13 protein-coding genes and 1 tRNA gene are annotated in these 16,340 nt (G+C 70.2%); 9 read left to right on the forward strand and 5 right to left on the reverse strand.

Annotated features, from left to right (window positions below; genetic code table 11):
- Window positions 1–26 precede the first annotated feature (26 nt).
- Window positions 27–1,694: an FAD-binding dehydrogenase gene (locus ABZ893_RS09325; protein ID WP_361399331.1), complete on the forward strand. Its 1,668-nt coding sequence runs from the start codon at window positions 27–29 to the stop codon at window positions 1,692–1,694.
- A 141-nt stretch (window positions 1,695–1,835) separates the two neighbouring features.
- Here ABZ893_RS09325 and ABZ893_RS09330 read toward each other — a convergent pair whose 3' ends face one another.
- Both ABZ893_RS09330 and ABZ893_RS09335 read right to left on the reverse strand, forming a co-directional pair.
- The gene (locus ABZ893_RS09330) at window positions 1,836–3,233 is read right to left on the reverse strand and encodes a gluconate:H+ symporter (protein WP_361399334.1); all 1,398 of its coding nucleotides are present in this window, start codon (window positions 3,231–3,233) and stop codon (window positions 1,836–1,838) included.
- Window positions 3,234–3,291: 58 nt separating this feature from the next.
- Complete coding sequence (locus tag ABZ893_RS09335; RefSeq protein WP_361399337.1) at window positions 3,292–3,810, reverse strand: gluconokinase; 519 nt, start codon at window positions 3,808–3,810, stop codon at window positions 3,292–3,294.
- 130 nt (window positions 3,811–3,940) lie between these two features.
- Between ABZ893_RS09335 and ABZ893_RS09340 the strand changes: the two genes are divergently transcribed.
- Entirely contained in the window at window positions 3,941–4,642 is a 702-nt protein-coding gene (locus ABZ893_RS09340) for an FCD domain-containing protein (RefSeq protein ID WP_361399340.1), read from the forward strand.
- A gap of 21 nt (window positions 4,643–4,663) precedes the next feature.
- Here the strand turns inward: ABZ893_RS09340 and ABZ893_RS09345 are convergent, their stop codons facing one another.
- Both ABZ893_RS09345 and ABZ893_RS09350 read right to left on the reverse strand, forming a co-directional pair.
- A complete protein-coding gene (locus ABZ893_RS09345; RefSeq protein ID WP_361399342.1) occupies window positions 4,664–5,065 on the reverse strand; it encodes a YchJ family protein in 402 nt (133 codons plus the stop codon).
- A 55-nt stretch (window positions 5,066–5,120) separates the two neighbouring features.
- The gene (locus tag ABZ893_RS09350; protein WP_361399345.1) at window positions 5,121–6,011 is read right to left on the reverse strand and encodes an AraC family transcriptional regulator; all 891 of its coding nucleotides are present in this window, start codon (window positions 6,009–6,011) and stop codon (window positions 5,121–5,123) included.
- A 274-nt stretch (window positions 6,012–6,285) separates the two neighbouring features.
- Here ABZ893_RS09350 and tkt point away from each other — a divergent pair, with 274 nt between their 5' ends.
- The 6 genes from tkt to gnd are packed head-to-tail and all read left to right on the forward strand — an operon-like array spanning window position 6,286 to window position 14,534.
- On the forward strand, window positions 6,286–8,361 hold the full coding sequence (tkt, locus tag ABZ893_RS09355) for a transketolase (RefSeq protein ID WP_361399348.1): 2,076 nt from the start codon (window positions 6,286–6,288) through the stop codon (window positions 8,359–8,361).
- Window positions 8,362–8,415: 54 nt separating this feature from the next.
- Window positions 8,416–9,543 carry a transaldolase gene (tal, locus tag ABZ893_RS09360; RefSeq protein WP_361399351.1) on the forward strand — a complete coding sequence of 376 codons (1,128 nt, stop codon included), beginning with the start codon at window positions 8,416–8,418 and terminating at the stop codon, window positions 9,541–9,543.
- Entirely contained in the window at window positions 9,540–11,072 is a 1,533-nt protein-coding gene (zwf, locus tag ABZ893_RS09365; protein WP_361399354.1) for a glucose-6-phosphate dehydrogenase, read from the forward strand. Before tal ends, zwf begins: the two co-directional genes overlap by 4 nt.
- Window positions 11,069–12,004, forward strand: coding sequence for a glucose-6-phosphate dehydrogenase assembly protein OpcA (gene opcA, locus ABZ893_RS09370; protein WP_361399357.1), 936 nt, complete (start codon window positions 11,069–11,071; stop codon window positions 12,002–12,004). The genes zwf and opcA overlap by 4 nt, the downstream gene beginning before the upstream one ends.
- Window positions 11,997–13,643: a glucose-6-phosphate isomerase gene (gene pgi, locus ABZ893_RS09375; RefSeq protein WP_361399360.1), complete on the forward strand. Its 1,647-nt coding sequence runs from the start codon at window positions 11,997–11,999 to the stop codon at window positions 13,641–13,643. The genes opcA and pgi overlap by 8 nt, the downstream gene beginning before the upstream one ends.
- 15 nt (window positions 13,644–13,658) lie before the next feature.
- Complete coding sequence (gene gnd, locus ABZ893_RS09380) at window positions 13,659–14,534, forward strand: phosphogluconate dehydrogenase (NAD(+)-dependent, decarboxylating) (protein WP_361400180.1); 876 nt, start codon at window positions 13,659–13,661, stop codon at window positions 14,532–14,534.
- 109 nt (window positions 14,535–14,643) lie between these two features.
- On the opposite strand, the gene ABZ893_RS09385 is transcribed toward gnd, so the two are convergent.
- Window positions 14,644–14,731, reverse strand: a tRNA-Leu gene (locus ABZ893_RS09385).
- Between the two features lie 188 nt (window positions 14,732–14,919).
- On the opposite strand from ABZ893_RS09385, the gene ABZ893_RS09390 reads away from it, so the two are divergent.
- A complete protein-coding gene (locus tag ABZ893_RS09390; RefSeq protein ID WP_361399363.1) occupies window positions 14,920–16,245 on the forward strand; it encodes a M20/M25/M40 family metallo-hydrolase in 1,326 nt (441 codons plus the stop codon).
- Window positions 16,246–16,340: the final 95 nt, after the last annotated feature.

Here is a 16,340-nt window from a genome sequence, read left to right on the forward strand (position 1 = left end):
GTAACTTACGAGAGGGACGGACCCCCATGACGACGTACGACGCCGACGTGATCGTGATCGGGGCGGGCCTCGCCGGGCTCGCGGCGGTGGCGGAGCTGGCGGACGCGGGCCGCAAGGTGATCCTGCTCGACCAGGAGCCGGAACAGTCGCTCGGGGGCCAGGCCCACTGGTCGTTCGGCGGCCTCTTCTTCGTCGACTCGCCCGAGCAGCGCCGCCTGCGGATCAAGGACAGCCACGCCCTCGCGCTGCAGGACTGGATGGGCACCGCCGGCTTCGACCGCAAGGAGGACCACTGGCCGCGCAGGTGGGCCGAGGCGTACGTCGACTTCGCGGCGGGCGAGAAGCGGTCCTGGCTGCATGGGCAGGGCGTCCGGTTCTTCCCCGTCGTCGGCTGGGCGGAGCGCGGCGGCTACGACGCGAACGGGCACGGGAACTCGGTGCCCCGCTTCCACATCACCTGGGGGACCGGCCCCGGGCTCGTCGCCCCCTTCGAGCGCCGGGTCCGCGAGGGCGCCGCGCGCGGCCTCGTCGACATGCGCTTCCGGCACCGCGTCACCGGCCTGTCCCGCAGCGCCGGAGCCGTCGACACCGTCAGCGGCGAGATCCTCGAACCGTCGTCCATCGAGCGCGGCCAGGGCAGCAGCCGTACCGTCACCGGCTCCTTCGAGCTGCGCGCCCAGGCCGTGATCGTGACCTCCGGAGGCATCGGCGGCAACCACGACCTGGTCCGCGCCAACTGGCCCGAGCGCCTTGGCACCCCGCCCGAGAAGATGCTCTCCGGCGTGCCCGCGCACGTCGACGGCCTGATGCTCGGGATCGCGGAGGACGCCGGCGCGCACCTCATCAACCGCGACCGCATGTGGCACTACACCGAGGGCATCGAGAACTGGAACCCCATCTGGGCCAAGCACGGCATCCGCATCCTGCCGGGCCCGTCATCCCTCTGGCTCGACGCGCGCGGCGAGCGTCTGCCCGTACCGCTCTTCCCCGGCTTCGACACCCTCGGCACGCTCGACCACATCATGAAGACCGGGTACGGCTACACCTGGTTCGTCCTGAACCAGCGCATCATCGGCAAGGAGTTCACCCTCAGCGGCTCCGAGCAGAACCCCGACCTCACGGGCAAGTCGGTGCGCGGCGTCATCGAGCGGGCCCGCGCCGACGTGCCCGGACCGGTCAAGGCGTTCATGGACCACGGCGTCGACTTCGTCATCGAGAAGGACCTGTCCGCCCTGGTGCGCGGCATGAACGCCCTCGCCGAGCAGTCGGGTGGTCCGCTGATCGACGAGGACTCGCTGCGCCGTACGGTCGTCGGCCGCGACCGCGAGATCGCCAACCCGTTCACCAAGGACCTCCAGGTGACCGCCATCCGCGGCACCCGCAAGTTCCTCGGCGACCGCCTCATCCGCACCGCCGCCCCGCACCGCATCCTCGACCCGAAGGCGGGCCCGCTCGTCGCGGTGCGCCTCAACATCCTCACCCGCAAGTCCCTCGGCGGCCTGGAGACCGACCTCTCCTCCCGCGTCCTCACCGAGGGCGGCGAACCGCTGCCGGGCGTGTACGCGGCGGGGGAGGCGGCCGGGTTCGGCGGCGGCGGAGTGCACGGCTACCGCTCCCTCGAAGGCACGTTCCTCGGCGGCTGCCTCTTCTCGGGCCGCACGGCGGGGCGTGCTGCGGCGGCTGCGACGGGGTGAATCCGGTCTTGACGGCGCCCCGGGGCATCGGCTGCGGACCGGGGGAGTCCGCCTAGCGGTCACGGGTACGACGACGCCCACCCGCCTCCGTATTGCCGGAGTGCGGGTGGGCGTCAGCGTGTTCGTGCCGTATGAACCCGGCTAGATGACCAGCGACAGCAGCAGCACCAGGCCACCGGCGACCACCGAGATGATCGTCTCCATGATCGACCAGGTCTTGATCGTCTGGCCGACGCTCAGCCCGAAGTACTCCTTCACCAGCCAGAATCCCGCGTCGTTCACGTGGCTGAAGAAGAGCGAGCCCGCGCCGATCGCGAGGACGAGCAGGGCCGTGTGCGCGGTCGACATGTCGGCCGCGAGCGGCGCCACCAGACCGGCCGCCGAGACGGTCGCGACCGTGGCCGAGCCCGTGGCGAGGCGGATGATGACCGCGATCAGCCACGCGAGGAGCAGGGCCGGGATCGCCCAGCTCTTGGAGATGTCCAGGATCATCTGGCCGACACCGGAGTCGACGAGGACCCCCTTGAAGCCACCGCCCGCGCCGACGATCAGCAGGACACCCGCGATCGGGGCGAGCGACTTGTCGACGGTGGTGGAGAGCCGGTCCTTGGTGAACCCGGCCGCGCGGCCCAGCGTGAACATACCGACGATCACGGCCGCGAGCAGGGCGATCAGCGGCGAGCCGATGACGTCGAAGACGCGCTGGACGGAGTCCGTGGGCTTGTCGACGACGATGTCGACGAGCGCCTTGGCGAGCATCAGGACGACGGGAAGCAGGATCGTGGCGACGGCGGCACCGAAGCTGGGACGCTTCTCCAGGTCGTCGGTCGCCCGGCCCGGGATCATCTTGTCGGGGGCCTGGACGTCCACCCAGCGGGCGGCGACCTTGGAGAACAGCGGGCCGGCGATGATCACGGTGGGTATCGCCACGAGGACACCCAGGGCGAGCGTGATGCCGAGGTTGGCCTTGACCGCGTCGATCGCGACGAGCGGGCCGGGGTGCGGCGGGATCAGACCGTGCATCACGGACAGGCCGGCGAGGGCCGGGATGCCGATCCGCATCAGCGAGTAGTTGCCGCGCTTGGCGACCATCAGGACGACCGGGATCAGCAGCACGATGCCGACCTCGAAGAACAGCGGCAGACCGATCACCGAGGCGATCAGGACCATCGCCCACGGCATGGCGCGCCCGCCCGCCTTGGCGAGGATCGTGTCGACGATCTGGTCGGCGCCACCGGAGTCGGCGAGCAGCTTGCCCAGGATCGCCCCGAGCGCGATCAGCACACCCACGCCGGCGACCGTGGCGCCCAGGCCGGTGGTGAAGCTGACGATGACCTTGTCGAGCGGGGCGCCGGCGACGGCGCCCAGGGCCAGTGAACCGATGGTCAGCGCGAGAAAGGCGTGGACCCGGAACTTCGTGATGAGCAGGACGATGACAGCGATGCCCGCGAGGACGGCGATCCCGAGCTGGGCGTGGCCAGCGGAGGTGATCGGTGCTACGGGGTCCGCTGCCAGCATCTCGACGCTGAGACTGGTCACGGCTGTTTTCCTTGGTGTGGGTGGGGACTTCGGGTACTTCTGGGGGTTGCCGGCTGAGCTACCGGTCGAGGCCGGCGAGGGCCTGGACGGCCCGCTCCGTGATCTCCTCGGGGCTGCCCGACACATCGACGGCGACGCCCGCCTCGTCCGCCGCGAGCGGCTGGAGCGTGGCGAACTGCGAGTCGAGCAGGGCCGTGGGCATGAAGTGGCCCTGGCGGTGCGACATCCGGTCCTCGATGAGCTCGCGTGAACCGGTGAGGTGGACGAACACGACTCCCGGGGCCTCGGCCCTGAGCCGGTCGCGATAACTCCGCTTCAGCGCGGAGCTGCTCACGACACCGCCGAGCCCCGCCCGCCCGTGCGCCCACGCGCCGATGGCGTCGAGCCACGGCCACCGGTCGTCGTCGGTGAGGGGCGTGCCGGCGGACATCTTGGCGATGTTCGCCGCCGGGTGGAAGTCGTCGCCCTCGGCGTACGGGACGCCGAGCCGGTCCGCGAGCAGGGGGCCGATCGTGGTCTTGCCGGTCCCTGCCACGCCCATGACTACGACGACGTGGGGGGTCCGTCGTGCGTTCATCGCGTCCTCGCTGTCTTCGTCGACATCGCTGTGTCACGCCACTGAAACCTAAATGGTCGGACAAATTCAAGATAGTGTGACGCAAAAGTCTGACTTTTTATTCCGTCGGTCCGGCTCGTAGGCTGACGCCATGACCACACAGGGCCGGGGGCTCCACGCCCACGTACTGGAGAACCTCGGCCTCGCCATCACCGCGGGGGAGTTCCCTTCGGGCAGCGTGCTGCGCACCGACGAGCTGGCCCAGCGCTACGAGGTCTCGCGCTCCGTCATGCGCGAGGCCGTACGGGTCCTGGAGTCGATGCACCTCGTGGAGTCCCGGCGCCGGGTCGGCGTGACCGTACGGCCCGCGCAGGAGTGGAACGTCTACGACCCGCAGGTCATCCGCTGGCGCCTGGCCGGCGCCGACCGGCCGCGCCAGCTGCGCTCCCTGACCGTGCTGCGGTCCGCCGTCGAGCCGGTCGCCGCCGGACTCGCCGCGAGGAACGCCACGGCCGAGCAGTGCGCGGCGCTCACCGAGTGCGCGCTCGGCATGGTCGCCACGTCACGCGGCCAGCAGCTGGAGGCGTACCTCGTCCACGACATCGAGTTCCACCGGGTCGTCCTGAACGCGTCGGGCAACGAGATGTTCGCCCGGCTCGGCGACGTGGTCGCCGAGGTCCTCGCGGGCCGTACGCACCATCAGGTCATGTTCGAGGACCCGGACCCGGCGGCCGTGTCCCTGCACGTGAGTGTGGCCGAGGCCGTCCGCGAGCGGGACGCGGCCCGCGCGGAGGAACTCACGCGCGAGATCGCGATGGGCGCGCTCGACGAGCTGGACATCCTCGCGCCCTGAACTGCCCCCATGCCGGGGGGCTTACTCGATGAAGTCGCCGTCCACGTACACCCAGGCGCCGTCGACGCGCGTGAAGCGGCTGCGCTCGTGCAGTGAGCCGGGGTGTCCGCCGTCGGTGTAGCGGGCCCGGAACGTCACGGTGCCGGTGGAGTGGAAGGCGGACCCCTCGGTCGTCTCCAGGATCTCCAGGCCGGTCCAGCGCATCCCGTCGTCGAAGGTGATGACCGGCGGCCGGGTCGCCGAGTGCCACGTCCGCAGCAGGTACGCCGCGTCCTTGCGGACGAAGGCGCAGTAGCGGGAGCGCATCAGGGCCTCGGCGGTCGGGGCGTTCGCCGAACCGGAGTGATAGCGGCCGCAGCAGGCGTCGTACGTGGCGGGGAGCCCGCAGGGGCAGGTGGCGGGGGCGGCGGGGCGGCGTGACATGCGGATGATTCAACCAGCCCGCGCTCACCCACCCACGTTGGGCCCGGCGTCGCCGCTACGCCTGATCCGCCCTGAACGCCGCCGGCGTCACCCCCGTGTGCTGCACGAAGAACTTCGAGAAGTTCGCCGAGTCGGGGAAGCCCACCGCCACGCCGATCCGCCCGACCGGCAGTTCGGTGTGCGCGAGCAGCCGCTTGGCCTCCAGGATCACGCGCCGGTCGATGAAGCCCTTCGGCGTCTGGCCGGTCGCCGCCCGCACGGCCCGGACGAGGGTGCGCCGCGAGTACCCGAGCCCGTCCGCGTACGCGCTCACGCTGTGGTTCGTGGGGAAGCCCTGTTCGACGGCGTCCCGGAACCGCGTGAACGTCGTCCCGGCCAGAGGCACCGCGCTCCCGCTGTCGGCCGAGGTCGCGGCGACGTGCGCGACGCGCAGCAGCAGCGCCGTGAGCGAGTGCCGCAGCACGGTCGTGTGCAGGCTCAGCGGCAGCGTCGTCGTGTCGAGGTACTCGCGCTGGAGCTGGGCGAGGGAGGCTTCCAGGGCATCCAACTGTGCTGCGCCGGGCCGGAGTTGGGGAGGCTGGTCGTAGCGGTAGAGGCCGGTCGCCTCCACCGTGGCGCGGGGCAGGAACCCGGGCTGCATGGACAGCGCCGTGCCCACGTACGGGTCCGTGCGGGAGAACCGGTGCACCTGCCCCGGCCTGATCCACAGAATCTCGCCCGCCCGCATCTCGTACTCGGTGAAGTCGACCATGTGCCGGACCGGGCCCTCGCGGAAGAACAGCAGCACGTGGAACTCGATGCGGTGCACGCGGCGGGTCGTGCCGATGTCGCGCCAGGGCCCCTCGGCTCCCATCGGGCCGACCTGGATGCCGACGCCCGAGACGCTGGCGCGCGGGTCGAACGGATAGGTCCGGATGGGCTCGGTCGTGTGCCGGTCGTCCGCCATGTCCCCTTCGTCGTCCCCTCGCTGTCCCTCTCGCCCCGAGCGCGGGTGCACCCGATCGCCCCCAACACGTGCGCACCCCGAGCGCGCGTGCCGTCTGAGCGCGCGTGTCCCACTTTCACCGAATGCTGGCGCAGCCGCACCTGGCCGCGATTAAGTATGACCTTTAATTTGGTGAACGTTCGGCCTGATGTTCTCGGCCCGCAGTCTTCAGGACTTAGGGCTGACGAAGGGTGAACGCCGACGGGCAGACGAGCAACGCGAAGGGCTGATCGACATGAGCACGCACTCCCACGGAACCTTCGAGTGGACCGACCTCGACCGGCGCGCCGTCGACACCGCGCGGCTGCTCGCGGCCGACGCCGTGCAGCAGGTGGGCAACGGTCACCCGGGCACCGCGATGAGCCTGGCCCCCGCCGCGTACACGCTCTTTCAGAAGGTGATGCGGCACGACCCCGCCGACCCGGAGTGGACCGGCCGCGACCGTTTCGTCCTGTCCCCGGGCCACACCAGCCTGACCCTCTACACCCAGCTCTTCCTCTCCGGCTACGAGCTGGAGCTCGACGACCTCAAGGCCTTCCGCACCCACGGCTCGAAGACCCCCGGCCACCCCGAGTACGGCCACACCGCGGGCGTCGAGACGACGACCGGGCCGCTCGGCCAGGGCGTCGCCAACGCCGTCGGCATGGCGATGGCCGCCCGCTACGAGCGCGGCCTGTTCGACCCCGAGGCCCCCGAGGGCGAGAGCCCCTTCGACCACACCATCTGGGCGATCGTCTCCGACGGCGACCTGGAGGAGGGCATCTCCGCCGAGGCCTCCTCCCTCGCCGGCCACCAGAAGCTCGGCAACCTCGTCTTCGTCTACGACGACAACCACATCTCCATCGAGGGCGACACCGCCACCGCCTTCTCCGAGGACGTCCTCAAGCGGTACGAGGCCTACGGCTGGCACGTCCAGCGCATCGAGCCCAAGCCCGACGGCGACACCGACGTACACGCCCTGTACGAGGCCCTGACCACGGCGAAGGCCGAGACGGAGCGCCCGTCCATCATCGCGATGCGCACGATCATCGCCTGGCCCGCCCCGAACGCGCGGAACACCGAGGGCTCCCACGGCTCCGCCCTCGGCGCCGACGAGATCGCCGCCACCAAGCGCGTCCTCGGCTTCGACCCGGAGAAGACCTTCGACGTCGCCGCCGACGTCCTCGCCCACACCCGAACGGCCCTGGACCGGGGCGCCGACGCGCACACCGAGTGGGACAAGCGTCTGGGCGAATGGCGCACGGCCGAGCCCGAGCGCTCCGCCCTCCTCGACCGCGTCCTCGCCGGCCGCCTCCCCGAGGGCTGGGAGCAGGCACTCCCCACCTTCGAGGCAGGCACGAAGGTGGCCACGCGCGCCGCCTCCGGCAAGGTCCTCCAGGCACTCGGCCCGGTCGTCCCCGAGCTGTGGGGCGGCTCCGCCGACCTCGCCGGATCGAACAACACGACCATCGACAAGGCCAGTTCGTTCCTCCCCAAGGGCAACCCGCTGCCGGAGGCCGACCCCTACGGCCGCACGATCCACTTCGGTATCCGCGAGCACTCGATGGCCGCCGAGATGAACGGCATCGCGCTGCACGGCAACACCCGGATCTACGGCGGCACGTTCCTCGTCTTCTCGGACTACATGCGCAACGCCGTCCGCCTCTCCGCGCTCATGCAGCTGCCGGTCACGTACGTCTGGACCCACGACTCGATCGGCCTCGGCGAGGACGGCCCCACGCACCAGCCCGTCGAGCACCTCGCGTCACTGCGCGCCATCCCGGGCCTCAACATCGTCCGCCCGGCCGACGCCAACGAGACCGCGATCGCCTGGCGCGAGATCCTGCGCCGCGGCTCCGACCAGCCCGCCCCGCACGGCCTCGCGCTCACCCGCCAGGGCGTGCCCACGTACGAGGCCAACGAGCAGGCGGCGAAGGGCGGTTACGTCCTGCGCGAGGCGTCCACCGACACCCCCGAACTCGTCCTCATCGCGACCGGCTCCGAGGTGCACCTCGCCGTAGAGGCCCGCGAACTCCTGGAGGCCGAGGGGATCGGAACGCGGGTCGTGTCGATGCCGTCCGTCGAGTGGTTCGAGGAGCAGCCGCAGGACTACAAGGACAGCGTCCTGCCGCCGTCCGTCAAGGCACGCGTCGCCGTCGAGGCCGGCATCGGCCTGACCTGGTACCGCTACGTCGGCGACGCCGGCCGCATCGTCTCCCTGGAGCACTTCGGCGCCTCCGCCGACGCCGCCACGCTCTTCGCCGAGTTCGGCTTCACCGCCGAGAACATCGCAGCGAAGGCCCGCGAATCCCTCACCGCGGCCCGCGCCTGAGCAGCCCGTAAGCCTCAAGAACACTCCGTACGCCGAAAGAAGCTGAAGAAGACCATGAGCAACGCCACCTCCCCGTCGCCCCTCAAGTCCCTCTCCGACGAAGGCGTTTCCATCTGGCTGGACGACCTGTCCCGCAAGCGCATCACCTCCGGCAACCTCGCCGGACTCATCGAGAAGAGCCACGTCGTCGGCGTCACGACGAACCCCTCGATCTTCCAGGCGGCCATCGGCTCCGGCGAGGGTTACGAGGAGCAGCTCGCCGACCTCGCCACCCGCAAGGTCACCGTCGACGAGGCCGTCCGCATGATGACCACGGCCGACGTCCGTGCCGCCGCCGACATCCTGCGCCCCGTCTACGACTCGACCGACGGGCGTGACGGCCGCGTCTCCATCGAGGTCGACCCGCGCCTCGCCCACGACACGGCCGCCACGATCGCCGAGGCCAAGCAGCTCGCCTGGCTGGTCGACCGCCCGAACGTCATGATCAAGATCCCGGCGACCGAGGCGGGCCTCCCGGCCATCACCGAGGTCATCGGCCTCGGCATCAGCGTCAACGTCACCCTGATCTTCTCCCTGGACCGCTACCGCGAGGTCATGGACGCGTACCTGGCGGGCCTGGAGAAGGCTCACGAGCGCGGCCTCGACCTCTCCACCATCCACTCCGTCGCCTCGTTCTTCGTCTCGCGCGTCGACGCCGAGATCGACAAGCGCCTCGCCAAGCTGGGCACCGAGGAGGCCACCGCCCTCAAGGGCAAGGCCGCCCTCGCCAACGCCCGCCTCGCCTACGAGGCCTACGAGCAGGTGTTCGGCTCAGCCCGAGCCACGGGTCTGGAAGCCGCCGGCGCCAACAAGCAGCGCCCCCTCTGGGCCTCGACCGGCGTCAAGGACCCGTCGTACAAGGACACCCTGTACGTCGACGAGCTGGTCGCGCCCGGCACCGTGAACACCATGCCGGAAGGCACCCTCCTCGCCACCGCCGACCACGGTGACATCCACGGCGACGCCGTCACCGGCACGTACGACGCCTCGCGCGCCGAGATCGCCGCCGTCGAGAAGCTCGGCATCTCCTACGACGAGGTCGTGCAGCAGCTCGAGGACGAGGCCGTCACCAAGTTCGAGATCGCGTGGAACGACCTGCTCGACGCCGTCACCGCGCGCCTCCAGGGGGCCGAGTCCAAGTGACCGCCACCGCTTGGCAGAACCCGCTCCGCGACCCCCGTGACCGCCGCCTCCCGCGCGTCGCGGGTCCCTCGGGGCTCGTCATCTTCGGCGTCACCGGCGACCTCTCCCGCAAGAAGCTGATGCCCGCCGTCTACGACCTCGCCAACCGCGGACTGCTCCCGCCGGGCTTCTCACTCGTCGGCTTCGCCCGCCGCGAGCGGGAGGACCAGGACTTCGCCCAGGTCGTCCACGACTCCGTACGCGAGCACGCGCGTACGCCGTTCCGCGAGGAGGTCTGGCAGCAGCTCGCCGAGGGGATGCGCTTCATCCCCGGCGACTTCGACGACGACACCGCGTTCAAGCAGCTCCGCGAGGCCGTCGACGAACTCGACGCCGAGCGTGGCACCAGCGGCAACTACGCCTTCTACCTGTCCGTACCGCCCAAGTTCTTCCCCCGGGTCGTGCGGCAGCTCAAGAAGCACGGCCTCGCGGACGCGCCCGAGGGTTCGTGGCGCCGCGCGGTCATCGAGAAGCCCTTCGGCCACGACCTCGCGAGCGCCCGCGAACTCAACGCGATCGTGCACGACGTCTTCGCCCCCGACCAGGTCTTCCGCATCGACCACTACCTCGGCAAGGAAACCGTCCAGAACATCCTGGCCCTCCGCTTCGCCAACCAGATGTACGAGCCGATCTGGAACCGCTCCTACGTCGACCACGTGCAGATCACCATGGCCGAGGACATCGGCATCGGCGGCCGCGCGGGCTACTACGACGGCATCGGCGCCGCCCGCGACGTCATCCAGAACCACCTCCTCCAGCTCATGGCCCTGACCGCCATGGAGGAACCGGCCGCCTTCGACGCCGAGTCGCTCCTCACCGAGAAGCTCAAGGTCCTCAAGTCCGTCCGGCTCCCCGACAACCTCGCCGCGCACACCGTCCGCGGCCAGTACGCGGCCGGCTGGCAGGGCGGCGAGAAGGTCCCCGGCTACCTCCAGGAGGACGGCATCGACCCGTCGTCCGGGACCGACACCTACGCGGCCGTCAAGCTTGAGGTCGACAACCGCCGCTGGGCCGGCGTCCCCTTCTACCTGCGCACCGGCAAGCGCCTCGGCCGCCGCGTCACCGAGATCGCCGTCGTCTTCCAGCGCGCGCCCCACTCCCCGTTCGACGGAGCGGCGACGGAGGAGCTGGGCCAGAACGCGATCGTCATCCGCGTCCAGCCCGACGAGGGCATGACCGTACGCTTCGGCTCGAAGGTCCCGGGTACGTCGATGGAGATCCGGGACGTGTCGATGGACTTCGCCTACGGCGAGTCCTTCACCGAGTCCAGCCCGGAGGCGTACGAACGGCTCATCCTGGACGTCCTGCTCGGCGACGCCAACCTCTTCCCCCGGACGGAGGAGGTGGAAGAGTCCTGGAAGATCCTCGACCCGGTCGAGGAGCACTGGGACACCCACGGCCGGCCGGCGCAGTACGCCTCGGGAAGCTGGGGCCCGAAGGAAGCGGACGAGATGCTCGCAAGAGACGGACGGAGCTGGCGCAGGCCATGAAGATCGACCTCACCGACACGACGGCAAGCAAGATCAACAAGGCGTTGGTGCAGGGCCGCAGGGCCATCGGCACCCCGGCCGTGGGCATGGTCCTCACGATGGTCATCGTGACGGACGAGGAGAACGCCCACGACTCCTTCAAGGCCGCCGAGGAAGCCTCCCGCGAGCACCCCTCACGCACCCTCGTCGTCATCAGGCGCCAGGCCCGCTCGCCCCGCGACCGCCAGGGCAACCGCCTCGACGCCGAGGTCCGCGTCGGCGCGGACGCCGGCACCGGCGAGACCGTGGTCCTCCGGATGTACGGCGAGGTCGGCAAGCACGCCGACTCCGTCGTCCTGCCGCTGCTGCTCCCGGACGCCCCCGTCGTCGTCTGGTGGCCCGTCGACGCCCCCGAGATCCCGGCCAAGGACCCCCTGGGCGCCCTCGCCCAGCGCCGCATCACCGACACGTACGCCGTCGAGCACCCGCTGGACGCACTCGCCGCCCGCGCCGCCTCGTACGCCCCCGGCGACACCGACCTCGCCTGGACCCGCCTCACCCCGTGGCGCTCCATGCTCGCCGCCGCCCTCGACCAGGCCCGCGAGAAGATCACCTCGGCGGCCGTCGAGAGCGAGGCCGAGAACCCTAGCGCCGAACTCCTCGCCCGCTGGCTGGGCGTCCGCCTCGGCGTCCCCGTCGAGCGCGTCACCACCGCCGGCCCGGTCGTCACCGCAGTCCGCCTCGGCACCACCCAGGGCGAGATCCGCATCGACCGCCCCGAAGGCCCCCTCGCCCAGCTCACCCTCCCCGGCCAGCCCCAGCGCACCCTCGCCCTGAAGGTCCGCAGCACCGCCGAACTGATCGCCGAAGAACTCCGCCGCCTCGACGCCGACGAGATGTACGCCGTAGCCCTCCGTGGCGACGGCAGCAAGGAGAGCGTTCACCATGCCTGACACGACCCCGCACCTCACGGACCGCCCCGAGTGGACGGCCCTGCGAAGCCACCGGGACGAGCAGCGCCAGGCCCACCTGCGCGACCTGTTCGCCACCGACCCCGGCCGCGCCGAGCGCTACACCGCCAAGGTCGGCGACCTGCACATCGACTACTCCAAGCACCTGATCACGGACGAGACCCTCGCCCTGCTCCGTCAACTGGCCACCGCCACGGACGTGTTCGGGCAGCGCGACGAGATGTTCCGCGGCGAGCGCATCAACACGACCGAGGGCCGCGCGGTCCTGCACACCGCCCTGCGGGCCCCGCGCGGCGCGGTCGTCGAGGTCGACGGCAAGAACGTCGTCCCGGACGTGCACGCCGTCCTCGACAAGATGGCGGCCTTCGCGGACCGCGTGCGCTCGGGGGAGTGGACCGGCCACACCGGCAAGCGCATCAAGAACATCGTCAACATCGGCATCGGCGGCTCTGACCTGGGCCCGGCGATGGCGTACGAGGCGCTGCGCCCCTTCACGGACCGCTCGCTGACGGTGCGCTTCGTGTCGAACGTCGACGGCGCCGACCTGCACGAGGCGGTCCGCGACCTCGATCCCGCAGAGACGCTCTTCATCATCGCCTCGAAGACGTTCACCACGATCGAGACGATCACCAACGCCACCTCCGCCCGCGACTGGCTCCTCGAATCGCTCGGCGACAAGTCCGCCGTCGCCAAGCACTTCGTGGCCCTGTCGACGAACGCCGAGAAGGTCGCCGACTTCGGCATCGACACGGCGAACATGTTCGAGTTCTGGGACTGGGTCGGCGGCCGCTACTCGTACGACTCCGCCATCGGCCTCTCCCTGATGATCGCGATCGGCCCGGACGCCTTCCGCGAGATGCTCGACGGCTTCCACCTCGTCGACGAACACTTCCGCACGGCCCCCGCAGAGTCCAACGTGCCTTTGCTCCTTGGGCTGTTGGGCGTCTGGTACGGCAACTTCCACGGCGCCCAGTCGCACGCGGTGCTCCCGTACTCGCACTACCTGTCGAAGTTCACCGCGTATCTCCAGCAGCTCGACATGGAGTCCAACGGCAAGTCCGTGGACCGCGACGGCCACCGCGTCGACTGGCAGACGGGCCCCGTCGTCTGGGGCACCCCCGGCACCAACGGCCAGCACGCGTACTACCAGCTCATCCACCAGGGAACGAAGCTCATCCCCGCCGACCTGATCGGCTTCGCCCGCCCGGTCGACGAGCTGTCGCCCGAACTGGCCGCCCAGCACGACCTGTTGATGGCCAACCTGTTCGCGCAGGGCCAGGCCCTCGCCTTCGGCAAGACCGCCGACGAGGTCCGCGCCGAGGGCGTCCCCGAGGAGCAGGTGCCCCACCGCACCTTCCAGGGCAACCACCCCACGACCACCATCCTCGCGAAGAACCTCACCCCGTCCGTCCTCGGCCAGCTCATCGCCCTCTACGAGCACAAGGTGTTCGTCCAGGGCGCGATCTGGAACATCGACTCCTTCGACCAGTGGGGCGTCGAACTCGGCAAGGTCCTCGCCAAGCGCGTCGAACCCGCCCTCACCGAAGGCGCCGACGTCCCCGGCCTCGACGCCTCCACCCAGGCCCTCGTCGCCACCTACCGCACGCTCCGGAAGAAGTGAACTGACATGACCGCCATACAGCTCGGACTGATCGGCCTCGGCAAGATGGGCGGCAACATGCGCGAGCGCATCCGCCGCGCGGGCCACACCGTCATCGGCTACGACCGCAACCCCGACCTCGCCGACGTCGGCAGCCTCGCCGAACTGGTCGATCAGCTCGAAGGCCCGCGCGTGGTCTGGGTGATGGTGCCGGCCGGCGCCGCCACCCAGTCGACGATAGACGAGCTCGCGGACCTGCTCTCGCCCGGCGACATCGTCGTGGACGGCGGCAACTCCCGCTGGACGGACGACGAGAAGCACGCCGCCGAGCTGGCCGCCAAGGGCATCGGCTTCGTCGACGCGGGTGTCTCCGGCGGCGTCTGGGGCCTGGAGAACGGCTACGCCCTCATGGTCGGCGGCGACAAGGAGCACATCGCCCGGGTCCAGCCGATCTTCGACGCCCTCAAGCCCGAGGGGGACTTCGGCTATGTCCACGCGGGCAAGGTAGGCGCCGGCCACTTCTCCAAGATGGTCCACAACGGTATCGAGTACGCCATGATGCAGGCCTACGCCGAGGGCTGGGAGCTCCTGGAGAAGGTCGACTCCGTCACCGACGTGCGCGAGGTCTTCCGCTCCTGGCAGGAAGGCACCGTCATCCGCTCCTGGCTGCTCGACCTGGCGGTCAACGCCCTGGACGACGACGAGCACCTCGACAAGCTGCGCGGCTACGCGGCCGACTCGGGCGAGGGCCGCTGGACCGTCGAGGCCGCCATCGACAACGCGGTCCCGCTCCCCGCGATCACCGCGTCCCTCTTCGCCCGCTTCGCCTCCCGCCAGGAGGACTCGCCCCAGATGAAGATGATCGCGGCCCTGCGCAAGCAGTTCGGCGGCCACGCGGTGGAGACCAAGTAGAAGCAACGACGAAGCCCCACGGCTCTGACGGGCCGTGGGGCTTCGTGCTGCGTACGGAACTGGAACTGCTGGAAAAACAGAAGAACCCCAGATCAACTGGGGTTCCTGCTGGTGTCCGAGGGGGGACTTGAACCCCCACGCCCGATAAAGGGCACTAGCACCTCAAGCTAGCGCGTCTGCCATTCCGCCACCCGGACCAGGTGTTTGTCTCGGCGGGGTGTTCCCCGCGGCGACAGAGAGAACATTACCAGGCCCGGCGGGGTGCCCGAACCCGCCACCCGTCTCCCGTGAACGGCGGATGACGAGACCCACGCGCCCTTGGGCCGCGACCCGAGGAGAGAGAGGATGAGGGGGACCACCAGCGGATACAGCGGGAGGAACAGGCGTGAGTGAGTCGAGCAAGGGCAGGACGGTCTCGGGCGAGGACGAGGTCGTCGACCTCTGTCGCGAACTGATCCAGATCGACACCAGCAACTACGGCGACCACTCGGGCCCCGGTGAGCGCAAGGCCGCCGAGTACGTGGCGGAGAAGCTCACCGAGGTGGGGCTCGAACCGAAGATCTTCGAGTCGCACCCGGGCCGGGCCTCCACGGTCGCCCGCATCCAGGGCGAGGACCCCTCGCGGCCCGCGCTCCTGATCCATGGCCACACCGATGTCGTACCGGCCAACGCGGCGGACTGGACCCACCACCCGTTCTCCGGCGAGATCGCCGACGGGTGCGTCTGGGGACGCGGCGCGGTCGACATGAAGGACATGGACGCGATGACCCTCGCGGTCGTCCGCGACCGGCTGCGCAGCGGCCGCAAGCCCCCGCGCGACATCGTCCTGGCCTTCCTCGCCGACGAGGAGGCGGGCGGCACCTACGGCGCGCGTCACCTCGTCGACAAGCACCCGGACCTCTTCGAGGGCTGCACGGAGGCGATCAGCGAGGTCGGCGGCTTCTCCTTCACCGTCAACGAGCAGCTGCGGCTCTACCTCGTCGAGACGGCCCAGAAGGGAATGCACTGGATGAAGCTGACCGTGGACGGCACCGCCGGCCACGGATCGATGATCCACAAGGACAACGCGATCACCGAGCTGTCCGAGGCCGTCGGCCGCCTCGGCCGGCACAAGTTCCCCGTGCGCGTCACCAAGACGCTGCGGCACTTCCTCGACGAGCTCGGCGACGCCCTCGGCACCGAGCTCGACCCGGAGAACATGGACGAGACGCTCGCCAAGCTCGGCGGCATCGCCAAGCTGATCGGCGCCTCGCTCCAGAACACCGCGAACCCGACCCAGCTCGGCGCCGGCTACAAGGTGAACGTCATCCCCGGCCAGGCCACCGCGCACGTCGACGGCCGCTATCTGCCGGGCTACGAGGAAGAGTTCCTCGCCGACCTGGACCGCATCCTCGGCCCGAACGTGAAGCGCGAGGACGTGCACGCGGACAAGGCGCTGGAGACGACGTTCGACGGCGCGCTCGTCGACGCCATGCAGACGGCTCTCCAGGCCGAGGACCCGATCGCGCGCGCGGTGCCGTACATGCTCTCCGCGGGCACCGACGCCAAGTCCTTCGACGACCTCGGCATCCGCGGCTTCGGTTTCGCTCCGCTGAAGCTGCCGCCCGAGCTGGACTTCGCGGGCATGTTCCACGGCGTCGACGAGCGGGTCCCGGTCGACGGCCTCAAGTTCGGCGTGCGCGTACTCGACCGGTTCATCGACGCGTCCTGAACGGCGTAACCCCGGTATTCGGCAGCGTGTACGCACGGGGGCCGGAAAGAGTGAAAGGAAACATACGCTCGTAGCCTCATTAACCCCTCCTCGTT

Source organism: Streptomyces sp. NPDC046821 (assembly GCF_040645335.1).
Taxonomy (GTDB): domain Bacteria; phylum Actinomycetota; class Actinomycetes; order Streptomycetales; family Streptomycetaceae; genus Streptomyces.

What these genes read in the sequence shown, in the direction of transcription:
- ABZ893_RS09325 (WP_361399331.1), top strand. Translation starts at nt 27, where the DNA reads ATGACGACGTACGACGCCGACGTGATCGTGATCGGGGCGGGCCTCGCC.
- ABZ893_RS09335 (WP_361399337.1), bottom strand. Translation starts at nt 3,810, where the DNA reads ATGAACGCACGACGGACCCCCCACGTCGTCGTAGTCATGGGCGTGGCA.
- ABZ893_RS09340 (WP_361399340.1), top strand. Translation starts at nt 3,941, where the DNA reads ATGACCACACAGGGCCGGGGGCTCCACGCCCACGTACTGGAGAACCTC.
- ABZ893_RS09345 (WP_361399342.1), bottom strand. Translation starts at nt 5,065, where the DNA reads ATGTCACGCCGCCCCGCCGCCCCCGCCACCTGCCCCTGCGGGCTCCCC.
- ABZ893_RS09350 (WP_361399345.1), bottom strand. Translation starts at nt 6,011, where the DNA reads ATGGCGGACGACCGGCACACGACCGAGCCCATCCGGACCTATCCGTTC.
- tkt (WP_361399348.1), top strand. Translation starts at nt 6,286, where the DNA reads ATGAGCACGCACTCCCACGGAACCTTCGAGTGGACCGACCTCGACCGG.
- tal (WP_361399351.1), top strand. Translation starts at nt 8,416, where the DNA reads ATGAGCAACGCCACCTCCCCGTCGCCCCTCAAGTCCCTCTCCGACGAA.
- opcA (WP_361399357.1), top strand. Translation starts at nt 11,069, where the DNA reads ATGAAGATCGACCTCACCGACACGACGGCAAGCAAGATCAACAAGGCG.
- pgi (WP_361399360.1), top strand. Translation starts at nt 11,997, where the DNA reads ATGCCTGACACGACCCCGCACCTCACGGACCGCCCCGAGTGGACGGCC.